19 protein-coding genes are annotated in these 17,769 nt (G+C 69.0%); 8 read left to right on the top strand and 11 right to left on the bottom strand.

The genetic code is table 11. The annotated features are described in order from the left end of the window. Nucleotides 1-8: 8 nt before the first annotated feature. The 3 genes from nth to QTI20_RS08985 are packed head-to-tail and all read right to left on the bottom strand — an operon-like array spanning nt 9 to nt 2,297. A complete protein-coding gene (nth, locus tag QTI20_RS08995; RefSeq protein ID WP_286548369.1) occupies nt 9-656 on the bottom strand; it encodes an endonuclease III in 648 nt (215 codons plus the stop codon). Nucleotides 657-663: 7 nt separating this feature from the next. Continuing rightward, nucleotides 664-2,031 carry a type II toxin-antitoxin system HipA family toxin gene (locus QTI20_RS08990; RefSeq protein WP_286548371.1) on the bottom strand — a complete coding sequence of 456 codons (1,368 nt, stop codon included), beginning with the start codon at nt 2,029-2,031 and terminating at the stop codon, nt 664-666. Further along, complete coding sequence (locus QTI20_RS08985) at nt 2,025-2,297, bottom strand: helix-turn-helix domain-containing protein (protein ID WP_286548373.1); 273 nt, start codon at nt 2,295-2,297, stop codon at nt 2,025-2,027. The genes QTI20_RS08990 and QTI20_RS08985 overlap by 7 nt, the downstream gene beginning before the upstream one ends. 137 nt (nt 2,298-2,434) lie before the next feature. On the opposite strand from QTI20_RS08985, the gene QTI20_RS08980 reads away from it, so the two are divergent. Further along, nucleotides 2,435-3,622: an aminotransferase-like domain-containing protein gene (locus QTI20_RS08980; RefSeq protein WP_286548374.1), complete on the top strand. Its 1,188-nt coding sequence runs from the start codon at nt 2,435-2,437 to the stop codon at nt 3,620-3,622. Between the two features lie 7 nt (nt 3,623-3,629). Here the strand turns inward: QTI20_RS08980 and QTI20_RS08975 are convergent, their stop codons facing one another. After that, nucleotides 3,630-3,857 carry a hypothetical protein gene (locus QTI20_RS08975; RefSeq protein WP_183023574.1) on the bottom strand — a complete coding sequence of 76 codons (228 nt, stop codon included), beginning with the start codon at nt 3,855-3,857 and terminating at the stop codon, nt 3,630-3,632. Between the two features lie 71 nt (nt 3,858-3,928). Here QTI20_RS08975 and QTI20_RS08970 point away from each other — a divergent pair, with 71 nt between their 5' ends. After that, the gene (locus QTI20_RS08970) at nt 3,929-4,270 is read left to right on the top strand and encodes a DUF6172 family protein (RefSeq protein WP_286548375.1); all 342 of its coding nucleotides are present in this window, start codon (nt 3,929-3,931) and stop codon (nt 4,268-4,270) included. Here QTI20_RS08970 and QTI20_RS08965 read toward each other — a convergent pair. Further along, nucleotides 4,267-5,238, bottom strand: a complete 972-nt coding sequence (locus QTI20_RS08965; RefSeq protein WP_286548376.1) for a LysR family transcriptional regulator — start codon at nt 5,236-5,238, stop codon at nt 4,267-4,269. The two genes, QTI20_RS08970 and QTI20_RS08965, sit on opposite strands and share 4 nt — an antisense overlap. Nucleotides 5,239-5,328: 90 nt before the next feature. On the opposite strand from QTI20_RS08965, the gene QTI20_RS08960 reads away from it, so the two are divergent. The 3 genes from QTI20_RS08960 (at nt 5,329) to rhmD (ending at nt 8,745) form a co-directional block, all read left to right on the top strand. Further along, nucleotides 5,329-6,084 carry an SDR family NAD(P)-dependent oxidoreductase gene (locus QTI20_RS08960; protein ID WP_286548378.1) on the top strand — a complete coding sequence of 252 codons (756 nt, stop codon included), beginning with the start codon at nt 5,329-5,331 and terminating at the stop codon, nt 6,082-6,084. Nucleotides 6,085-6,217: 133 nt separating this feature from the next. After that, the gene (locus QTI20_RS08955) at nt 6,218-7,525 is read left to right on the top strand and encodes an MFS transporter (protein ID WP_286548380.1); all 1,308 of its coding nucleotides are present in this window, start codon (nt 6,218-6,220) and stop codon (nt 7,523-7,525) included. Nucleotides 7,526-7,557: 32 nt separating this feature from the next. Next, a complete protein-coding gene (gene rhmD, locus QTI20_RS08950; RefSeq protein WP_219218153.1) occupies nt 7,558-8,745 on the top strand; it encodes an L-rhamnonate dehydratase in 1,188 nt (395 codons plus the stop codon). Nucleotides 8,746-8,753: 8 nt separating this feature from the next. On the opposite strand, the gene serB is transcribed toward rhmD, so the two are convergent. Genes serB through mfd form a run of 4 tightly spaced genes read right to left on the bottom strand, consistent with a single transcriptional unit; the run spans nt 8,754 to nt 13,646 of the window. After that, on the bottom strand, nt 8,754-9,467 hold the full coding sequence (gene serB, locus QTI20_RS08945) for a phosphoserine phosphatase SerB (RefSeq protein WP_286548383.1): 714 nt from the start codon (nt 9,465-9,467) through the stop codon (nt 8,754-8,756). Next, nucleotides 9,468-9,866, bottom strand: coding sequence for a type II toxin-antitoxin system VapC family toxin (locus QTI20_RS08940; protein WP_286548384.1), 399 nt, complete (start codon nt 9,864-9,866; stop codon nt 9,468-9,470). It lies immediately after the preceding gene. After that, on the bottom strand, nt 9,863-10,111 hold the full coding sequence (locus QTI20_RS08935; RefSeq protein ID WP_286548385.1) for a hypothetical protein: 249 nt from the start codon (nt 10,109-10,111) through the stop codon (nt 9,863-9,865). The genes QTI20_RS08940 and QTI20_RS08935 overlap by 4 nt, the downstream gene beginning before the upstream one ends. A 49-nt stretch (nt 10,112-10,160) precedes the next feature. Further along, complete coding sequence (gene mfd / locus QTI20_RS08930; RefSeq protein ID WP_286548386.1) at nt 10,161-13,646, bottom strand: transcription-repair coupling factor; 3,486 nt, start codon at nt 13,644-13,646, stop codon at nt 10,161-10,163. Nucleotides 13,647-13,764: 118 nt separating this feature from the next. Here mfd and ispD point away from each other — a divergent pair, with 118 nt between their 5' ends. Beyond that, nucleotides 13,765-14,490, top strand: a complete 726-nt coding sequence (gene ispD / locus QTI20_RS08925; RefSeq protein WP_286548387.1) for a 2-C-methyl-D-erythritol 4-phosphate cytidylyltransferase — start codon at nt 13,765-13,767, stop codon at nt 14,488-14,490. Beyond that, on the top strand, nt 14,487-14,987 hold the full coding sequence (gene ispF, locus QTI20_RS08920) for a 2-C-methyl-D-erythritol 2,4-cyclodiphosphate synthase (protein WP_286548388.1): 501 nt from the start codon (nt 14,487-14,489) through the stop codon (nt 14,985-14,987). Before ispD ends, ispF begins: the two co-directional genes overlap by 4 nt. 9 nt (nt 14,988-14,996) lie before the next feature. On the opposite strand, the gene QTI20_RS08915 is transcribed toward ispF, so the two are convergent. Together QTI20_RS08915 and ompR are read right to left on the bottom strand one after the other, a co-directional pair. Further along, complete coding sequence (locus tag QTI20_RS08915) at nt 14,997-16,403, bottom strand: sensor histidine kinase family protein (protein ID WP_286550956.1); 1,407 nt, start codon at nt 16,401-16,403, stop codon at nt 14,997-14,999. 82 nt (nt 16,404-16,485) lie between these two features. Further along, complete coding sequence (gene ompR / locus QTI20_RS08910; RefSeq protein WP_183023587.1) at nt 16,486-17,217, bottom strand: osmolarity response regulator transcription factor OmpR; 732 nt, start codon at nt 17,215-17,217, stop codon at nt 16,486-16,488. A 172-nt stretch (nt 17,218-17,389) separates the two neighbouring features. Here ompR and QTI20_RS08905 point away from each other — a divergent pair, with 172 nt between their 5' ends. Next, nucleotides 17,390-17,737 carry a hypothetical protein gene (locus QTI20_RS08905; RefSeq protein WP_286548390.1) on the top strand — a complete coding sequence of 116 codons (348 nt, stop codon included), beginning with the start codon at nt 17,390-17,392 and terminating at the stop codon, nt 17,735-17,737. The last annotated feature ends 32 nt before the right edge of the window (nt 17,738-17,769 follow it).

The raw sequence follows: 17,769 nt of genomic DNA, 5'->3' as shown, positions 1-17,769 counted from the left end.
GGACGACCTCAGGCGCTCGCGGGGGCCTGTGTTTTAGGCTTGAAGTCGCAGTAGCGCGCGACCGCGCATTCCCAGCAGCGCGGCTTGCGCGCGACGCACACGTAGCGCCCGTGCAGGATCAGCCAGTGGTGCGCATGCAGCCGGTACTCGGGCGGGATGCGCTTTTCCAGCTTGAGCTCGACCTCGAGCGGCGTCTTGCCCGGCGCCAGGCCGGTGCGGTTGCCGAGCCGGAAGATGTGGGTGTCGACCGCGATGGTGGGTTCGCCGAAGGCCACGTTGAGCACCACGTTGGCCGTCTTGCGGCCCACGCCCGGCAGCGCCTCGAGCTCGGCGCGGGTGCGCGGCACCTCGCCGCCGTGCAGCTCGACCAGCATGCGGCAGGCCTCGATCAGATGCCTGGCCTTGCTGCGGTACAGGCCGATGGTCTTGATGTAGCCCTCCAGCCCTTCGACGCCCAGGTCGAGGATGGCCTGCGGCGTGTTGGCCACCGGATAGAGCCGGCGCGTGGCCTTGTTCACGCCCACGTCGGTGGCCTGGGCCGACAGCAGCACGGCCGCCAGCAGCTCGAAGGGCGTGCTGTATTCGAGCTCGGTCTCGGGCTCGGGGTTGACCGCCTGCAGCGTGGCGAAGAAGGGGGCGATGTTCTCTTTTTTCATGGCGTGCTCAGTCGGCCGTGTCGGTGTCGTGGAGGCGTTGCGCGGTGCTCTTCATGCCGTCGAAGATGGCCTCTGCGAGCGCGGCGGGGAAGTCCTTCGGCAGTTCCGATTCGACCGTGTGCAGAACGCCCGGGAGTTGGTCGATCAGCGCTTCGCACAGCGCGCGCGCATCGCCCAGGCCGGCCAGCCTGGCCACGCCGTCCCAGTGCCGCGCCTGGATGTCGGCCAGGCCCCAGTGCGCGCTCTTGGCCCGCAGCGCCATCGCGAGCCTGGCCTTCTGGCGCGCGAGCTGGTTCGCGCCGTTGCCGATGATCGGCCAGGCCGACAGCACGTCGTAGAAGGGCGCGAGCCGGTAGCCGTCGCCGCGCTCGAGGAAGATCGAGAAGTTCTTCGCATGGCCGTCGGTCGCGGCCAGCAGCCAGAACACCATCTGCGCCTTGACGAAGGCGGTCTTGTCCTCGAGCGCATGGGCGCTGGCGTCGAGCACGCGCAGGATGTCGCGCATGCCCGGACCGCCGTCGGCCTCGTACTTCTGCGCGCCCGGCACGCCCAGCGCCTGGCAGAAGTCCTCCTGCGGCAGCCGTGCGATCCATTCGGCGTCGCTGCCGGCGTTCTGCAGCGCGCGGTCGAAGCGCCGCACCAGCAAGGCCTTGCGCTGGCCGAAGGTGGCGATGTCGCAGTGCGCGGTCGGCAGGCCGAAGGCGGCCATGATGCGCGCGCAGAGCCATTCGTTCTCCACCGAGCCGTGCATGTCGGCCTGCATGTTGCCGACCAGGCCCAGCGGCAGCTTGAGGATGTGGGTGGTCGGCGTCGCGCCCAGCGGGCGGAACCAGCCGTCGCCACGGCGCAGCAGCGCGGTCTTTTCCTGCGCACCGGCGATCGAGATCCGGAAGGCCTCGTCGTCGCGCTGGCCCAGCACCCGGCCCGCGGCCAGCGAGGCGTTGATCGCCTGCTCGACGCCCGCGTCGTCCAGCGGCTCGGCCTCGATGCGGTCGAAGCCCGTGGGCTCCACGCCCGGCGGCAGCAGCTGCACCGCGCCCACGCATTCGCGGCCGATGGCGGTCAGCAGGTCGAAGGCCTCGGTGCTGGGCGTGGCGAACTTGCCCTGCAGCCGGCGGCGGATGCTGTCGTTGTCGGGCAGCAGGTTGTCGAAATAGTTCTGCACCACCGGCCCGCGCACCGGCAGGTTGCCGGGCGTGATCGGCAGCGACAGCGAGAGCCGGCGCGCCGCGGGCGAGGCCAGCCAGGCCTCGGCGTACTGGAAGCGGTGCTCGCCTTCGCGCACCGACCATTCGCCCACGGTCTGGCCGTTGGTCCAGACGACCAGCGGATGCGGGTGGCGTGCGCCACGGCCACGTTTCTTGGGGCTCACCATGGGTTGTCTCCTGGCGTCTGGCGCGCCGCAGTGGGGGCGGGTTCGGCCGCGGGAAGTTCTTCGAGCACCAGTCGGTGGCCCATCAGTGCCACCAGGCGCGAGATCTGGTCGAAGCTGGTAACGCCGGGCGCGGCCTCGATGCGCGCGATGCGCTTCTGGTTCACGCCCAGCTGCTCGCCCAGTTCGGCCTGCGTGAGCTGGCGCGACTGGCGCAGCGCGCGCAGCACGGCGCTGAGCTGCTGGCTGGTTTCGAGGGGGTAGGGCATGGTTACTACTCTGAAGTGGTAAGCCGAGATTACTACCTCAGAATAGTAAAGTCAATTCACTATCTTTGGGTAGTAACCAGGCTTCCCACCCTGCCCCGGTTCGTTCGACAATGGCGGCCAGAAAGTGAGCCCCTTCCATGCAATTCGCCTCCCGCCTCGACAACGTCGAAACCTCCGCCATCCGTGAACTCTTCAAGCTGCTGGGCACGCCCGGCATCATCAGCTTCGCGGGCGGTTTCCCCGACAGCGCGATGTTCGACGTCGAGGGCCTCAAGGAAGCCAGCGCCAAGGCGCTGAGCGAGGAACCGGGCGCGGCGCTGCAGTACGGTGCCACCGAAGGCTACGAGCCGCTGCGCACGCAACTGAGCGCCTTCATGCAGGGCAAGGGCGTGGACGTGGCGCCCGGCGGCCTGATCGTCACCACCGGCAGCCAGCAGGCGCTCGACCTGCTGGGCAAGACGCTGATCTCGCCCGGCGACAAGGTGATCGTCGAAGGCCCGACCTTCCTCGCGACCATCCAGTGCTTCCGCCTCTACGGCGCGCAGGTGATCAGCGCCCCGATCGACGCCCACGGCGTGAAGACCGACGAGCTGGAAAAGCTCATCGCCGAGCACCAGCCCAAGTTCGTCTACCTGATCCCGACCTTCGGCAACCCCAGCGGCGCGACGCTGCCGCTGGAGCGTCGCAGGAAGGTGCTGGAGCTGGCGGTCAAGTACCAGACGCTGGTGGTGGAGGACGACCCCTACGGCGACCTGTACTTCGGCGAGGCACCGCCGCCCTCGATCATGGCCTTGAGCAAGGACGTGCCCGGCAGCCGCGAGCTGGTGGCCTACTGCGGCAGCCTGAGCAAGGTGCTGAGCCCGGGCCTGCGCATCGGCTGGATGATCGCGCCGGCCGAACTGCTGGCCAAGGCCACGATGTGCAAGCAGTTCAGCGACGCCCACACCAGCACCTTCGCACAGGCCACGGCCGCGCAGTACCTCAAGAGCGGCCGCATGCCCGACACGCTGGCCAACGTGCGCAAGGTCTACGGCGAGCGCGCCCGGACCATGGGCGCGGCGCTCAAGCGCGAACTGGGCGATGCGATCGAGTTCACGCAGCCCGGCGGCGGCCTGTTCTTCTGGGCCCGGCTCACGGGCGCCAACGGCAAGCTGGCCGATGCCAACGTGCTGGCCAAGAAGGCGATCGAGCAGCTCGTGGCCTTCGTGCCCGGCGCGCCGTTCTTCGCCGAGAAGCCCGACCTCGCGACCCTGCGCCTGAGCTTCGCCACCGCCAACCTCGAGAAGATCGAGGAAGGCATCGCGCGCCTGGGCAAGGCGCTCTGAGGACGGTTTACGGCGAACGGTGGAGGCGGGGAGCGGCCAGCAGGTCCAGGTTGTCCGCCACGGCCGCGTCCACGTTCGGATAGCGGCCCTTCATCTTCGACAGCGTCATGATGGTCTGCAGCGCCTTCAGGTCCTTGACCGAGGGCGCGACCTTGATCTGCGCGATGGCCGCCGCAGCGTTGCCGCCGTTGATCAAAGCCATCACCTTGCCTGCCCAGTCGTTCGCGCGCGCCATGTATCTCACCTGCTTTCGTTGAAGGCACCGACTGTACACAGGCGCGCGCGGCCGGCGCGTTACGATCACCCATGAGAAAAACCTTTCAGCTTCAGGTCGAGGGCAAGCACCCCGACCGTCTCCTCGAAGCCATCAAGCACGAGATCCGCAAGTACATCAAGCGCGAACGCCGCCGCGAACTGCCCGAGGGCAGCGACTTCTGGGCCTTCGACACCCGTTTCGGCACCGACAAGGAATCCGCCGAAGTGGTCGAATTCACGGCCATCACCGCACTGATCGACGGTGTGGCGACGGCGGGCGGCAAGCAGTTCTACATCGAGCTGCTGGCCAGGCCGGCCCAGCGGCCGCCGCGGCCAGCGGGGTCCGAGCGCCGCGCTGACAGCGCCGACAGCGAAGAGGATCCCGAAGCCTAGGCCCCTCCCGCGGACCCGTCGGCCGGCTGCGCATAGCGGTGCAGGCAGGCGACGAAGTCCGCGGCCGTCTCCGACAGGGCTTCGCCGTTGCGCGTGAGCACGCCGAAGCCCTTCAGGTCCTTGCCGATCGCCACCGGCAGCACGCGCAGCAGGCGTGCATTCACATGGTCGCGCACCACCGATTCGGGCAGCGCGCCGACCGCATCGCTGGTCTGCAGCAGCTGCAGCGTGGCGAACACCGAGGCGCATTCCACGATGTTGGCCGGCGTGCCCAGCCGCACCGCCGCGAACTCGTCCTCGAGCAGCTGGCGCGCCGGGCTGGTCAGCGGCTGCAGCACCCAGGGCCAGGCCATCAGCGCGTCGAAGCCGAGCTGGCGCTGGCGCAGCAGCGGGTGGCCGCGGCGCACCACGATCTGCATCACTTCGTTGGCCAGCGGCACGAAGTCGAAGGCATGGCGCTGGCGCAAGGTGGACAGGCGCCCCACGGCCAGTTCGATGTCGTGGCGCTCGAGCAGCTCGCCGATCTGGTCGCTGGTCTCGCCCAGGATGCGGATGTTCAACAAGGGCCGGCGCTGCTTGATGTCGGCCACCGCGCGCGCCACCACGTCGGGTGCCGCGCCCATGATCGCGCCCACCACCAGCTGCCCGTGGCCGCCGCGGCGCTTGACCTCCAGCGCCTCGAGGAAGCGCGCCAGCCCGGCCTGCGACTGGCGCGCATAGGCCACCACCTCGTCGCCCAGCGGCGTGGGCCGCAGCCCGCGCGAATGGCGCTCGAACAGCGGGAATTCGAAGGCCTGCTCGATGTCGGCCAGCATCTTGGTGGCCGAGGGCTGGGTCACGCTGATGGCCGAGGCGGCATGCGCGAGCACGGGCGTGTCGGCGAGCGCGGCCAGCAGCGCCCAGTGCTTGAGCCGCAGCCGGTTCACCAGCCGCGGGGCGATCGAGGGGTTGTCGAAGCGGTATTCCATTTCGGAAATGGTAGCCCTGAAAAATTGATTGGAACGCAATGAGGCGCAGGCCTACAGTGCGGCCATCCACAACATCAGAGACATGCAGACATGAGCACCGTTTACCCGAAGCGTTTCGAAGGCCGCCGCGCGGTCATCACCGGCGGCGCCGCCGGCATCGGCCTGACCTTCGCCACCCGCTTCGTCGCGGAAGGCGGCAGCGTCAGCCTCTGGGACATCAGCCAGCCGGCCATCGATGCGGCCGTGGCGGCGCTGGGGGCCAAGGCCTCCGGCATCCGGGTCGACGTGGCCGACTGGGCCCAGGTCGAAGCCGCGGCGACGCAGGCGGCCGCGGCGCTGGGCGGCATCGACGTGCTGGTCGCGAGTGCCGGCATCACCGGCCCCAACGTGCCGCTGGCCGAGTACCCGGTCGACCAATGGCGCCAGGTGATGGACGTCAACCTCAACGGCCTGTTCCACTGCAACCGCGCCGTGGTGCCGTACATGCTGGCCGGGAAGTACGGGCGCATCGTCAACATCGCCTCGGTCGCGGGCAAGGAAGGCAACCCCAACGCCTCGGCCTACAGCGCCTCCAAGGCCGGCGTGATCGGCCTGACCAAGTCACTGGGCAAGGAACTGGCGAAGTCGAACATCACGGTCAACGCCGTGACCCCGGCCGCGGTGCGCACCGCCATCTTCGACCAGATGACGCCGCAGCACATCGAATTCATGCTGTCGAAGATCCCGATGGGCCGCTTCGGCGCGGTCGACGAGATCGCGGCCGTGATCGGCTGGCTGGCGAGCGAGGAATGCTCGTTCACCACCGGCAGCGTGTTCGACGCCTCGGGCGGCCGCGCGACCTACTGACGGCGCGGCGCCGCGGCCTGGGGCCGCGTCGCTCCTCTTCCCCTTCGACAAACCTCGTCCTTTCACAGGGCGCCCGCGTGGCCGTGGGCGCTCGGGCACCGGCACGCCGGCGGCCCACCCTCAGGAGACAACCATGAGCTTTCCTTCCGCGGCGCAGACCGCCCTCGACAGCGTGGTCGCCAAGGCGATCCGGCGCCTGGTGCCTTTTCTTCTGCTGATGTACGTGCTGGCCTTCCTGGACCGCGCCAACGTCGGCTTCGCAAAGAAGGCCTTCCAGCTCGACACCGGCCTGTCGGACGCGATGCTCGCCTTCGGCGCCGGCATCTTCTTCATCGGCTATGCGCTGTTCGAGGTGCCGAGCAACCTGATCATGCACCGCGTGGGCGCGCGCGTCTGGATGTGCCGGATCATGGTGACCTGGGGCCTGGTCTCGGCCGGCCTGATGTTCGCCCACACCGAGATGCTGTTCTACACGCTGCGCTTCCTGCTGGGCGTGGCCGAGGCCGGCTTCTTCCCGGGCGTCATCTACTTCCTCACGCAGTGGTTCCCCGCGCAGTCGCGCACCCGGGTGCTGGGCATGTTCTATTTCGGCGCGCCGCTGGCCTTCATCTTCGGCAGCCCGCTGTCGGGCCTGCTGCTGGAACTCGACGGCGTCTGGGGCCTCAAGGGCTGGGAATGGCTGTTCCTGGTCGAGGGCGTGCTGGCCTCGATCGTCGGCGTCTGGGCCTACTGGTACCTCGACGACAAGCCGGCCGACGCGAAGTGGCTGTCCGCGACCGAGCGCAAGCTGCTGACGGACGCGATCCACGCCGAGGAACAGCACAAGAACGCGCACGGCCCGGGCACCGTGTGGAAGGCGCTGACCAACGGCCGCGTGCTGTTCCTGTCGGTGATCTATTTCCTGATCCAGGTCAGCGTGTACGGCGTGGTGTTCTACCTGCCCACGCAGGTCGCGGCGCTGCTGGGCAAGAAGGTCGGCATCGAAGTGGGCTTCGTCACTGCCATTCCCTGGGTCTGCGCGCTGGCCGCGGCCTGGTTCATCCCGCGCCTGGCCGAACGCAGCGGCAAACACGCGCTGATCGCCCTCGTGACGCTGGCCGTCTCGGGCCTGGGCATCGCGGTGTCGGTCAATGCGGCCTCGCCGGTCATGGCGCTGTTCGCGCTGTGCTTCGCGGCCGCGGGCTTCATCGCGGTGCAGCCGCTGTTCTGGAGCTTCCCCACCGCCTACCTGGGCGGCGCGGCCGCGGCCGGCGGCATCGCGCTGATCAATTCGCTGGGCGCGCTGGGCGGCTTCGTCGCGCCCAACGTCAAGACCTGGGCCGAGCAGGCCTTCGCCTCGCCCAGCGCCGGACTCAACCTGCTGGCCTTCACCACGCTGATCGGCGCGCTGCTCTTCCTGATGCTGCGCTCGCCGACCGCCGGGCTGCGCACGCAGCACTGACCCCTCTCACCCCGTACACAAGGAACCCCGCCATGAGCATGCCCACCATCCGCCACGTCCGCGCCTTCACCGTGCGCGGCGGCGGCGCCGACTACCACGACCAGGGCGCCGACCACTGGATCGACGACCACATCGCCACGCCGATGAGCAAGTACCCCGCCTACCGCCAGAGCCGCCAGAGCTTCGGCCTCAACGTGCTGGGCACGCTGGTGGTCGAGATCGAGGCCAGCGACGGCACGGTGGGCTTCTCTGTCACGACCGGCGGCGACCTGGGCTGCTGGATCGTCGAGAAGCACCTGGCGCGCTTCCTCGAAGGCTCGCCCGTGACCGACATCGAGCGCATGTGGGACCAGATGTACAACGCGACGCTGTTCTACGGCCGCAAGGGCATCGTGATCAACACCATCTCGGGCGTGGACCTCGCGCTGTGGGACCTGCTGGCCAAGGTGCGCAAGGAGCCGGTGCACGCGCTCTTGGGCGGCCCGGTGCGCGACGAGCTGACCTTCTACGCGACCGGCGCCCGGCCCGATCTGGCCAAGCAGATGGGCTTCATCGGCGGCAAGATGCCGCTGCACCACGGGCCGGCCGAGCGCGAGGAGGGCTTGAAGAAGAACCTCGACATGCTCGGCGACATGCGCGCCAAGGTCGGCGACGACTTCTGGCTGATGCTCGACTGCTGGATGAGCCTGGACCTGGAATACGCCACGCGCCTGGCCACGGCCGCGCGCAACGAACACGGCCTGAAATGGATCGAGGAGGCGCTGCCGCCCGACGACTACTGGGGCTATGCCGAGCTGCGCCGCAACGTGCCGCGCGGCCTGATGGTCACGACCGGCGAGCACGAGGCCACGCGCTGGGGTTTCCGGCTGCTGCTCGAGATGCAGTGCTGCGACATCATCCAGCCCGACGTCGGCTGGTGCGGCGGCATCACCGAGCTGCTCAAGATCTCGAGCCTGGCCGATGCGCACGGCAAGCTGGTGGTGCCGCACGGCTCATCGGTCTACAGCTACCACTTCGTGATCACGCGGCACAACAGCCCCTTCGCCGAGTTCCTGATGATGGCGCCGCAGGCCGACCAGGTGGTGCCGATGTTCCATCCGCAGCTGCTCGACGAGCCGGTGCCGGTCAACGGCCGCATGAAGGCCTCGGCGCTGGACAAGCCGGGCTTCGGCGTGCGCCTCAACCCGGACGTGGCGCTGCACCGCCCCTATCCGCGCTAGGCCGCCGCTCAGCGCACCACTTCGAGCAGGCGGTCCAGGCCGCCTTCGTTGATCGCGACCATGGCCTGCTCGCGCACTTTGGGCTTGGCGTGGAAGGCCACCGACAGGCCGGCCTCGCCCATCATCGGCAGGTCGTTGGCGCCGTCGCCCACGGCGATGCACTGTTGCGGCGTGATGCCCATCAGCGAGGCGACTTCCAGCAGCGTGCGGCGCTTCTCGGCGCCGTCGCAGATGTCGCCCCAGCTCTGCGTCACGACCTCGCCCGTGAGGTGGCCGTCGGCCTCGGCCAGCAGGTTGGAGCGCGCGAAGTCGATGCCCAGCCGCTCCTTCACCCGGTTGGCGAAGAAGGTGAAGCCGCCCGAGACCAGCAGCACCTTGAGGCCCGCGGTCTTGCACGCGCCCACGAGCTCCGCCGCCCCGGGATTGAGCCGCAGCCGTTCGTCGTAGACCTGCTGCAGCGCCGTGACCGGCACGCCCCGCAGCAGCGCCACGCGGCGGCGCAGGCTTTCCTTGAAGTCCTTGATCTCGCCGCGCATCGTGGCTTCGGTGATCGCCGCCACCTCGGCCTTCTTGCCGACCGCGTCGGCGATCTCGTCGATGCATTCGATGTTGATCAGCGTCGAGTCCATATCGAAGGCGATCAGTCGGAAGTCGGCCAGCTTCAGCGTCGATGGGACGCGCTGGAGGACGAGGCCGGGGGAGGGGAGAGGAGCGAGGGTCATTCAGTGGTACCAGTTCTCGACGCGCAGGCCGGGCACGCGCGCGAACTCGTTGACGTTGCGGGTGACGACGATCAGGTTGTGCGCCATGGCGATGCCTGCAATGAGCAGGTCGTAGGGGCCGATCGGTGTGCCCGCCTGTTGTAGATAGGCCTTGATGCGCCCGGCGGCCTCCGCGCCGGCGCTGTCCAGCGGCAGGACACCGAGGCGTTGCACCAACTGGTCGAGCAGCGCGCGCTGGGGGCGCGGATCGCGCGATTTCGCGAAGCCGAACTCGAGTTCGAACAGGTTGATGGCGCACAGACGCATGTCCGCATCGGATGTGCTGTCCACCCGGGCGCGCACCTCACCGACGCCGCGGAACGCGTAGATGAGGGTGTTGGTGTCCAGCAGGTACTTCACCAGGATTCCCTTGGCGTATCGGGTGGCAGGTCCTTGTGCATTTCTTCGGTCAGAGGGAATTCGTCCCACGCGGCCTTCTGCTTGTCGGCCTCGGCGAAGAAGGCCTGCCAGCCGGTCTTTCCGCGTTGCTTCTCGCGCTCCGCAAACTGGGCGAACCACCGGCTCAGGGGCAGGTTGGCCGCAGCAGCGGCGGCGCGGGCGGCCTTCTCGGACTCGTCGTCGAGGTAGATGGTGACTTGCGACACGGTGGACCTCCAGGAAAATTACATCGCCAATTATATAAGTGCGGCGCACTTATACGACCGGTGCAGCACTCTCCCTGACGATCGGCTGCCCCAGGCTGCGCAGCACGTCGCGCACCATCTGGGCCCGGTCCTTGGGCTCCTTGAGCTCGCGCTCGATGCGCAGCTTGTCGTTGCCGGCCAGCTTGATGTGCTTGTTCTTCTGGATCAGGTGGATGATCGCCATCGAATCGATGGGCGGGTCCTTCTTGAAGCTGATGTGGATCACGCCGGGCGCGGCATCGACCTTGACCACGCCGTAGGGCCGCGCGAGCACGCGCAGCCGGTGGGTGTCGATCAGCGTCTGCGCCTGCGGCGGCAGCTTGCCGAAGCGGTCGACGATCTCTTCGAGCAGCGTGTCGATCTGGTCGGGCGTGCGCGCGGTCGCGAGCTTCTTGTAGAAGGACAGCCGCAGGTGCACGTCGCCGCAGTAGTCGTCGGGCAGCAGCGCGGGCGCGTGCAGGTTGATCTCGGTCGTGACGTGCAGCGGCGACAGCAGGTCGGGCTCCTCGCCGGCCTTGAGCGCGCGCACCGCCTCGCTGAGCATCTCGTTGTAGAGCTGGAAGCCGATCTCCATCATGTTGCCGCTCTGGCTCTCGCCCAGCACCTCGCCGGTGCCGCGGATCTCCAGGTCGTGCATGGCGAGGTAGAAGCCCGAGCCCAGCTCCTCCATCTGCTGGATCGCGTCGAGCCGCTGCGCCGCCTGCTTGGTCAGGCCCTCGATGTCGGGCACCATCAGGTAGGCATAGGCCTGGTGGTGCGAGCGGCCCACGCGGCCGCGCAGCTGGTGCAGCTGCGCCAGGCCGAACTTGTCGGCGCGGCTCATCACGATGGTGTTGGCGGTCGGCACGTCGATGCCGGTCTCGATGATGGTCGAGCACAGCAGGATGTTGTAGCGCTGGGCCACGAAGTCGCGCATCACGCGTTCGAGCTCGCGCTCGGGCATCTGGCCGTGGGCCACGGCGATGCGGGCCTCGGGCAGGATCTCTTCCAGCTTCTGACGCCGGTTCTCGATCGTCTCGACCTCGTTGTGCAGGAAGTAGACCTGGCCGCCGCGCTTCAGTTCGCGCAGCACCGCCTCGCGGATCACGCCGTTGCCTTCGGTGCGCACGAAGGTCTTGATCGCCAGCCGGCGCTGCGGCGCGGTCGCGATCACGCTCAGGTCGCGCAGGCCCTCGAGCGCCATGCCCAGCGTGCGCGGGATCGGCGTGGCGGTGAGCGTGAGCACGTCGACCTCGGCGCGCATGGCCTTCATCGCCTCCTTGTGGCGCACGCCGAAGCGGTGCTCCTCGTCGATGATCAGCAGGCCCAGGTTCTTGAACTTGACCGATTCGCTGAGCAGCTTGTGGGTGCCGACCACGATGTCGACGCTGCCGTCGGCCAGGCCCTTGGCGGCGGTGCCGATCTCCTTGGCCGAGCGGAAGCGGCTCATCTCCGCCACCTTGACCGGCCACTTGCTGAAGCGGTCGACCAGCGTCTGGTAGTGCTGCTCGGCCAGCAGCGTGGTGGGCGCGAGGAAGGCGACCTGCTTGCCGCCGGTGATGGCGATGAAGGCGGCGCGCAGCGCCACCTCGGTCTTGCCGAAGCCCACGTCGCCGCAGACCAGGCGGTCCATCGGCTGCGGCGAGATCATGTCCTGGATCACGGCATGGATCGCGGCCTTCTGGTCGGCCGTCTCGTCGAAGCCGAAGTCGTTGGCGAAGACCTCGTAGTCGGCGGCCGAGTAGCGGAAAGCATGGCCCTGGCGGGCCGCGCGGCGCGCATAGATGTTGAGCAGCTCGGCGGCCGAGTCGCGCACCTGTTCGGCGGCCTTGCGCTTGGCTTTCTCCCACTGGCCCGAGCCCAGCTTGTGCAGCGGCGCCTCGTCGGCGCTGACGCCGGTGTAGCGGCTGATCTGGTGCAGTTGGCTCACCGGTACGTAGAGCGTGGCCTTGTCGGCGTACTCCAGGTGCAGCATCTCCTGCAGCAGCGGCTGGCCCTCGGCATCCTTGCCCTGGCCCAGGTCCATGTTGATCAGGCCGCGGTAGCGGCCGATGCCGTGCGCGGTGTGGACCACCGGGTCGCCCACCTTGAGCTCGGACAGGTCCTTGATCAGCGCCTCGACGTCGCTGACCTGTTCCTGGCGCTTGTTGCGCCGGCGCGCGGTCGGCGCGGCGGCGAACAGCTCGGTCTCGGTGACGAAGTCGATGCCGCGCTCGCGCCAGGCGAAGCCCGAGGCCAGCGCGGCGGTGGCGATGCCGATCTTCTCGGCGCCGTCGGCCTCGAACTCGGCCAGCGAATCGAAGGACGGCGGGCTCACGCCGCTGGCGCGCAGGAAGTCGAGCAGGCTCTCTCGCCGGCCGTCGCTCTCGGCGATCAGCAGCAGCCGGCTGGGCGTGGCGCGGATGTAGTCCTTGAGCCGGGTCAGCGGGTCCTCGGCGCCACGCACCACCGCGAAGGGCGGCAGCACGTCGAACTCGGCATAGGGCGCGTCGGTGGCCGAACCACGGATCGCCAGCTGTGCGTGCGGCTTGGCGCGCGCATAGAACTGCTCGGCGTTGAGGAACAGCGCATCGGGCGGCAGCGCGGGCCGCTCGGGGTCGCCGCGCACCAGCCGGTAGCGCTCGGCCGCATCCTGCCAGAAATGCTGGAAGGTCGGCTCGAGCTCGCCGTGCAGCACCACCGTGGCCTCGCCGCCGAGGTAGTCGAACACCGTCGCCGTCTCCTCGAAGAACAGCGGCAGGTAGTACTCGATGCCGGCGGTCGCGACGCCGTTGCCCATGTCCTTGTAGATCCGGCTCTTGGTCGGGTCGCCCTCGAGCAGCTCGCGCCAGCGGCTGCGAAAGCGCGCGCGCGCGTCGTCGTCCATCGGGAACTCGCGGCCCGGCAGCAGCCGCACCTCGGGCACCGGGTACAGGCTGCGCTGGGTGTCGGGGTCGAAGGTGCGGATCGAGTCGATCTCGTCGTCGAACAGGTCGACCCGGAAGGGCACCAGCGAGCCCATCGGGAACAGGTCGATCAGCCCGCCGCGCACCGCGTACTCGCCCGGGCTCACCACCTGCGTCACATGGCTGTAGCCGGCCAGCGTGAGCTGGGCCTTGAGTTTCGATTCCTGCAGCTTCTGCCGGGTCTTGAAGTGGAAGGTGTAGCCGGCCAGGAAGGCCGGCGGCGCCAGCCGGTAGAGCGCGGTGGTGGCCGGCACCAGGATGACGTCGGCCTCCTTCTGGCTGATGCGCCACAGCGTGGCCAGCCGCTCGCTGATCAGGTCCTGGTGGGGCGAGAAGCTGTCGTAGGGCAGCGTCTCCCAGTCGGGGAACAGCGCGCAGCGCAGGCCGGGGGCGAAGAACACCATCTCGTCGATGAGGCGCTGCGCGTCGTTGGCGTCGGCGGTGAAGATCGCGGTCGCACGGCCGGCCTTCTTCTCGCGCTCGGCCAGTTCGGCCAGCAGCAGCGCGTCGGCCGACAGCGGGGGGCGCGGCAGCGTGAATCGCTTGCCGGCGGTGAGAACGGGAAGGTCCATGAAGTGCTTCGGAAAATGCAGAACACCCCGCGCCGACGGGCGAGGGGTGTGAGACGGTCGATTCTAGAATGGCGGCCTCTTTGCTGCTGGGCGCTTCTCGAGCGTCCCTGCGTTCTTCATGACCGTTCCCCCTGTCCCTCGCCTCCACGTCCTCATTCCCTGCGCCGGTTCGGGCAGCCGCGCCGGCGGCGACGGCCCCAAGCAGTACCGGCGCATCGCCGGCCGGCCGATGGTCGCGCACACCCTCGATGCCTTCCGCGCGCTGGCCGGCCGCTTCGCCACGCTGGCGCTGGTGGTCGCGGCCGACGACAGGGAGGTGGCCGCGCAGCTGCCGGGCTTCCCGGCCGCGGGCGAGCAGCTGCTGCCGGTCGGCGGGCCGACCCGCGCCGCCACCGTGCATGCGGGCCTGCAGGCGCTGTGCCAGGCCGGCGCCGGGCTGCAGGACTGGGTGCTGGTGCACGATGCAGCGCGCTGCCTGATCACGCCGGCGCAGGTCGAAGCCTTGATCGCGGCCTGCGAACGCGATGCCGTCGGCGGCCTGCTCGCGCACCCGCTGGCCGACACGCTCAAGATCGCCTCGGCCGAGGGCCGCGTCACCGACACCCTGGCGCGCACCGACAAGTGGCTGGCGCAGACGCCGCAGATGTTCCGCATCGGCCTCTTGCTCGACGCGCTGGACAGGAGCGGCGATGCCGTCACCGACGAAGCCGGCGCGGTCGAGGCGCTGGGCCTGGAGCCCTTGCTGGTCGCGGCCAGCGCCCAGAATTTCAAAGTCACCTACGCCGAGGATTTCGCACTGGCCGAAGCCGTGCTGCTCGCGCGCCGCAACCCGGGAACCCCATGAGCACCGCCGCCAAACCCTCTTTCGACATCCGCGTGGGCGAGGGCTGGGACGTGCACCAGCTCGTGGCCGGCCGCAAGCTGATCCTGGGCGGCATCGAGGTGCCGCACAGCACCGGCCTGCTGGGCCATTCGGACGCCGACGTGCTGCTGCATGCGATCACCGACGCGCTGCTGGGCGCGGCCGGCCTGGGCGACATCGGCCGGCATTTTCCCGACACCGACGCGCAGTTCCGCGGTGCCGATTCGGCGGTGCTGCTGGCCGAGGCCGCGCGCCGCGTGCGCGCCGCGGGCTGGCAGATCGGCAACGTCGACAGCACGGTGATCGCGCAGGCGCCCAAGCTCGCACCCCACATCCCGGCCATGTGCGCGCGCATCGCGCAGACGCTGGGCCTGGCGCCGGAGCAGGTCAACGTGAAGGCCAAGACGGCCGAGAAGCTGGGCCCGGTGGGCGAGGGCAGGGCGATGGAAGCGCGCGCGATCGCGCTGCTGCACCGCTAGCCGGAGCGCTCAGCTCTTCTTGCCGTTGAGCCCCAGCGACTTGCTGGGCATGGCGCGCGGCATCCGGATATGGGCCGCGAAGCCGCGCCCCGGCGTGCTGGTGAGCGCGAAGGTGCCGCCCATGCGCTCGATGTTCTTGGCCACGATCGACAGGCCCAGCCCGGCGCCGGCGGCCGAGGTGCGCGCGGTGTCGCCGCGGAAGAAGGGCTTGGTCAGCTGCGACAGGATGGCCGGCGCGACGCCGGCGCCGTGGTCGCGCACCTTGATCAGCACCGCCTCGTCGTGCGCCTGCGCCTGGATCGTCACGTCGGCCACGCCGGTGGCGGGCGTGCGGCCGTAGCGGCGCGCGTTCTCCACCAGGTTGGAGATCACGCGCTGCAGCTCGACCTCGTCGGCCATCACGCGCAGGTCGGGCGGCACGTCGACCTTGATCTGCATATCGTCATGGTCCTGGACCGCATAGGTGCAGGCATCGATCACGTCGCGCAGCAGCACCGGCCGGAAGTCGACGTGGTCGGGCCGGGCGTAGTCGAGGAACTTGTCGATGATCGCGTCGAGCTGCGCGATGTCGGCCGCCATGTGCTCGCGCGCATCCTCGTCGGCCACGCTCATCTCGGTTTCCAGCCGCAGCCGCGCCAAGGGCGTGCGCAGGTCGTGCGAGATGCCGGCCAGCATGATGGCCCGGTCCTGCTCGATCTTGGCCAGCTGGTCGGCCATGCGGTTGAAGCCGATGTTGACCGCGCGGATCTCGTTGGTGCGCGCGCGCTCGTCGAGCCGGTGCGCCTCGTACTCGCCCTCGCGCACCTGCAGCGTGGCGCGCGACAGCTGCTTGAGCGGGCGGTTGATGAAGCGCGTGATCAGCGCCGCGCCGGCCAGCGAGAGCGTGATCGCGGTGATCAGCCAGACCAGCCAGGTGCGCCCGCCCACGCGGCTGAAGCGCGTCGGGTCGAGCAGCAGCCAGTAGGTGTCGCTCTCGATGGTGAAGCCGATCCACAGGCCGGGCTCGTCGTTGACCCGGCTGGCCACGGTCGTGCCTTCGCCCAGCTGGTCGATGAGCTCCTCGGTCACGCGCTGGTCGAGCGTGCCGCTGGTGTAGGGCTCAAAGCGGTCGTTGGGTTCGCGCGGCAGGATGCGCACGCCTTCCTGGTCGGCCAGGGTCTTGATCAGCGAGACGCGGGTGATCGCGTCGGAATACACCAGCGCCGCGCGCGTGAGGTTCACCAGCGAGGCGATCTGGTGCGCGGTCTGAATGGCGCGCGGCTCGTACTCGAGCGCGCGAAAGGACTGGAGCCAGGCGAAGGTGCAGCCGAACAGCAGCAGCGCCAGCAGGAAGAAGGTGCGCCAGAACAGGCTCAGGCCCAGCTTGATCCCCAGGTGACGCCGGGCCTGCGCCATGCCCTCGAGCGGGCTGGGCATCGTGACCTGCGGCCCGTCGTCGGAAAGCGGCGTCGGTTGGGTGGTGTTCGGGCCCGTGGCCTCCGGGTACATCAGCCGTGCTTCAGGTCGTACCGTCCGGAACGAACACGTAGCCCACGCCCCACACCGTCTGGATGTACCGCGGCGCGGCGGCATCCGACTCGACCAGCTTGCGCAGGCGCGAGATCTGCACGTCGAGGCTGCGGTCGAAGGGTTCGAATTCGCGGCCACGTGCCAGCTGGGCGAGCTTTTCGCGCGACAGCGGCTGGCGCGGATGGCGCACCAGCGCCTTGAGCATCGCGAACTCGCCGGTGGTCAGCGACAGCTCTTCGCCGTCCTTCTTGAGCGTGCGCGAGCCGAGGTCGAAGCTGAAGGGGCCGAAGTTGACGGTCTCGTTGTCGGTCGAGGGTGCACCGGGCGCCTCGAGCGGCGGCCGGCGGCGCAGCACCGCGTGCACGCGGGCCAGCAGTTCGCGCGGGTTGAAGGGCTTGCCCAGGTAGTCGTCGGCGCCGACCTCCAGGCCGACGATGCGGTCCACGTCCTCGCCCTTAGCGGTCAGCATGATGATGGGGGTGCGGTCGTTGGCCGCGCGCAGGCGGCGGCAGACCGACAGGCCGTCTTCGCCGGGCATCATCAGGTCGAGCACGATCAGGTCGACCGTGTCGCGCAGCAGGATGCGGTTGAGGGCCTTGCCGTCCTCCGCGACGATCACCTCGAAACCCTCCTGGGTCAGGTAGCGGCGGAGCAGGTCGCGGATGCGGGCATCGTCGTCGACGATCACGACCTTGTCGGTACGGGCAGGAGTCTGATTCATTTCTACAACGGTGATTTGTAACAGTAGCGATTCTGATGCCGTTGGCCGCCCATACGGGGGCTTTATGTGCTTGTCTGACACTAAGTTACACAACTTGCCTACATTCGCTGTGCAGCCCTGGCGCGGGCAAATCTTAGTGGCAAAGTGGCGGCGTTCCCGCTCCTCGCCACCCATGAGATCCATCGTCCAACTGCTGCCGGTTCTGCTGATCGCCTCGACCTCTTTCGCGTCGTGGGCGGCGCCCAACGGCATCCTCCAGGCCGGCGGCGCCACGCGCTCCGAGATGCGCCGGGCGGTCGAGAGCCACCGGGCCTCGCAGCGCGAGGAAATGCAGCGGGAAGAGGCCGCCGCCGGCCGCCGGCTCACGCCCTCCGAGCTCGCCGAACTGCGCAGCCAGGTCCGGCAGCAATGGGCGCCGCGCTACGATGCACCCAGGGCCGTGGAGCCCGTGGTCTCGGATCCGTCCGTGCCACTGGGGAATTCACGCCAGCTCACGCTGCCGCGCAGTCAGCGGCCCTGAGCCGATGCCCCGACGCCCCGGTGCCCGGGGCC

Origin of the sequence: Variovorax sp. J2P1-31 (assembly GCF_030317215.1) — a bacterium.
Taxonomy (GTDB): domain Bacteria; phylum Pseudomonadota; class Gammaproteobacteria; order Burkholderiales; family Burkholderiaceae_C; genus Variovorax.
Note: the sequence above shows the minus strand (reverse complement) of the source record. Positions and strands in the feature narration are given on the sequence as shown.

Bases quoted from the DNA above. Each gene is read 5' to 3' on its own strand.
- QTI20_RS08985 (WP_286548373.1), bottom strand. From the start codon at position 2,297: ATGCCCTACCCCCTCGAAACCAGCCAGCAGCTCAGCGCCGTGCTGCGC.
- QTI20_RS08980 (WP_286548374.1), top strand. From the start codon at position 2,435: ATGCAATTCGCCTCCCGCCTCGACAACGTCGAAACCTCCGCCATCCGT.
- QTI20_RS08970 (WP_286548375.1), top strand. From the start codon at position 3,929: ATGAGAAAAACCTTTCAGCTTCAGGTCGAGGGCAAGCACCCCGACCGT.
- QTI20_RS08905 (WP_286548390.1), top strand. From the start codon at position 17,390: ATGAGATCCATCGTCCAACTGCTGCCGGTTCTGCTGATCGCCTCGACC.
- mfd (WP_286548386.1), bottom strand. From the start codon at position 13,646: ATGGACCTTCCCGTTCTCACCGCCGGCAAGCGATTCACGCTGCCGCGC.
- serB (WP_286548383.1), bottom strand. From the start codon at position 9,467: ATGACCCTCGCTCCTCTCCCCTCCCCCGGCCTCGTCCTCCAGCGCGTC.
- QTI20_RS08990 (WP_286548371.1), bottom strand. From the start codon at position 2,031: ATGGTGAGCCCCAAGAAACGTGGCCGTGGCGCACGCCACCCGCATCCG.
- nth (WP_286548369.1), bottom strand. From the start codon at position 656: ATGAAAAAAGAGAACATCGCCCCCTTCTTCGCCACGCTGCAGGCGGTC.
- rhmD (WP_219218153.1), top strand. From the start codon at position 7,558: ATGAGCATGCCCACCATCCGCCACGTCCGCGCCTTCACCGTGCGCGGC.
- ispD (WP_286548387.1), top strand. From the start codon at position 13,765: ATGACCGTTCCCCCTGTCCCTCGCCTCCACGTCCTCATTCCCTGCGCC.
- QTI20_RS08915 (WP_286550956.1), bottom strand. From the start codon at position 16,403: ATGCCCAGCCCGCTCGAGGGCATGGCGCAGGCCCGGCGTCACCTGGGG.
- QTI20_RS08975 (WP_183023574.1), bottom strand. From the start codon at position 3,857: ATGGCGCGCGCGAACGACTGGGCAGGCAAGGTGATGGCTTTGATCAAC.
- ompR (WP_183023587.1), bottom strand. From the start codon at position 17,217: ATGAATCAGACTCCTGCCCGTACCGACAAGGTCGTGATCGTCGACGAC.
- QTI20_RS08965 (WP_286548376.1), bottom strand. From the start codon at position 5,238: ATGGAATACCGCTTCGACAACCCCTCGATCGCCCCGCGGCTGGTGAAC.
- QTI20_RS08960 (WP_286548378.1), top strand. From the start codon at position 5,329: ATGAGCACCGTTTACCCGAAGCGTTTCGAAGGCCGCCGCGCGGTCATC.
- QTI20_RS08955 (WP_286548380.1), top strand. From the start codon at position 6,218: ATGAGCTTTCCTTCCGCGGCGCAGACCGCCCTCGACAGCGTGGTCGCC.
- ispF (WP_286548388.1), top strand. From the start codon at position 14,487: ATGAGCACCGCCGCCAAACCCTCTTTCGACATCCGCGTGGGCGAGGGC.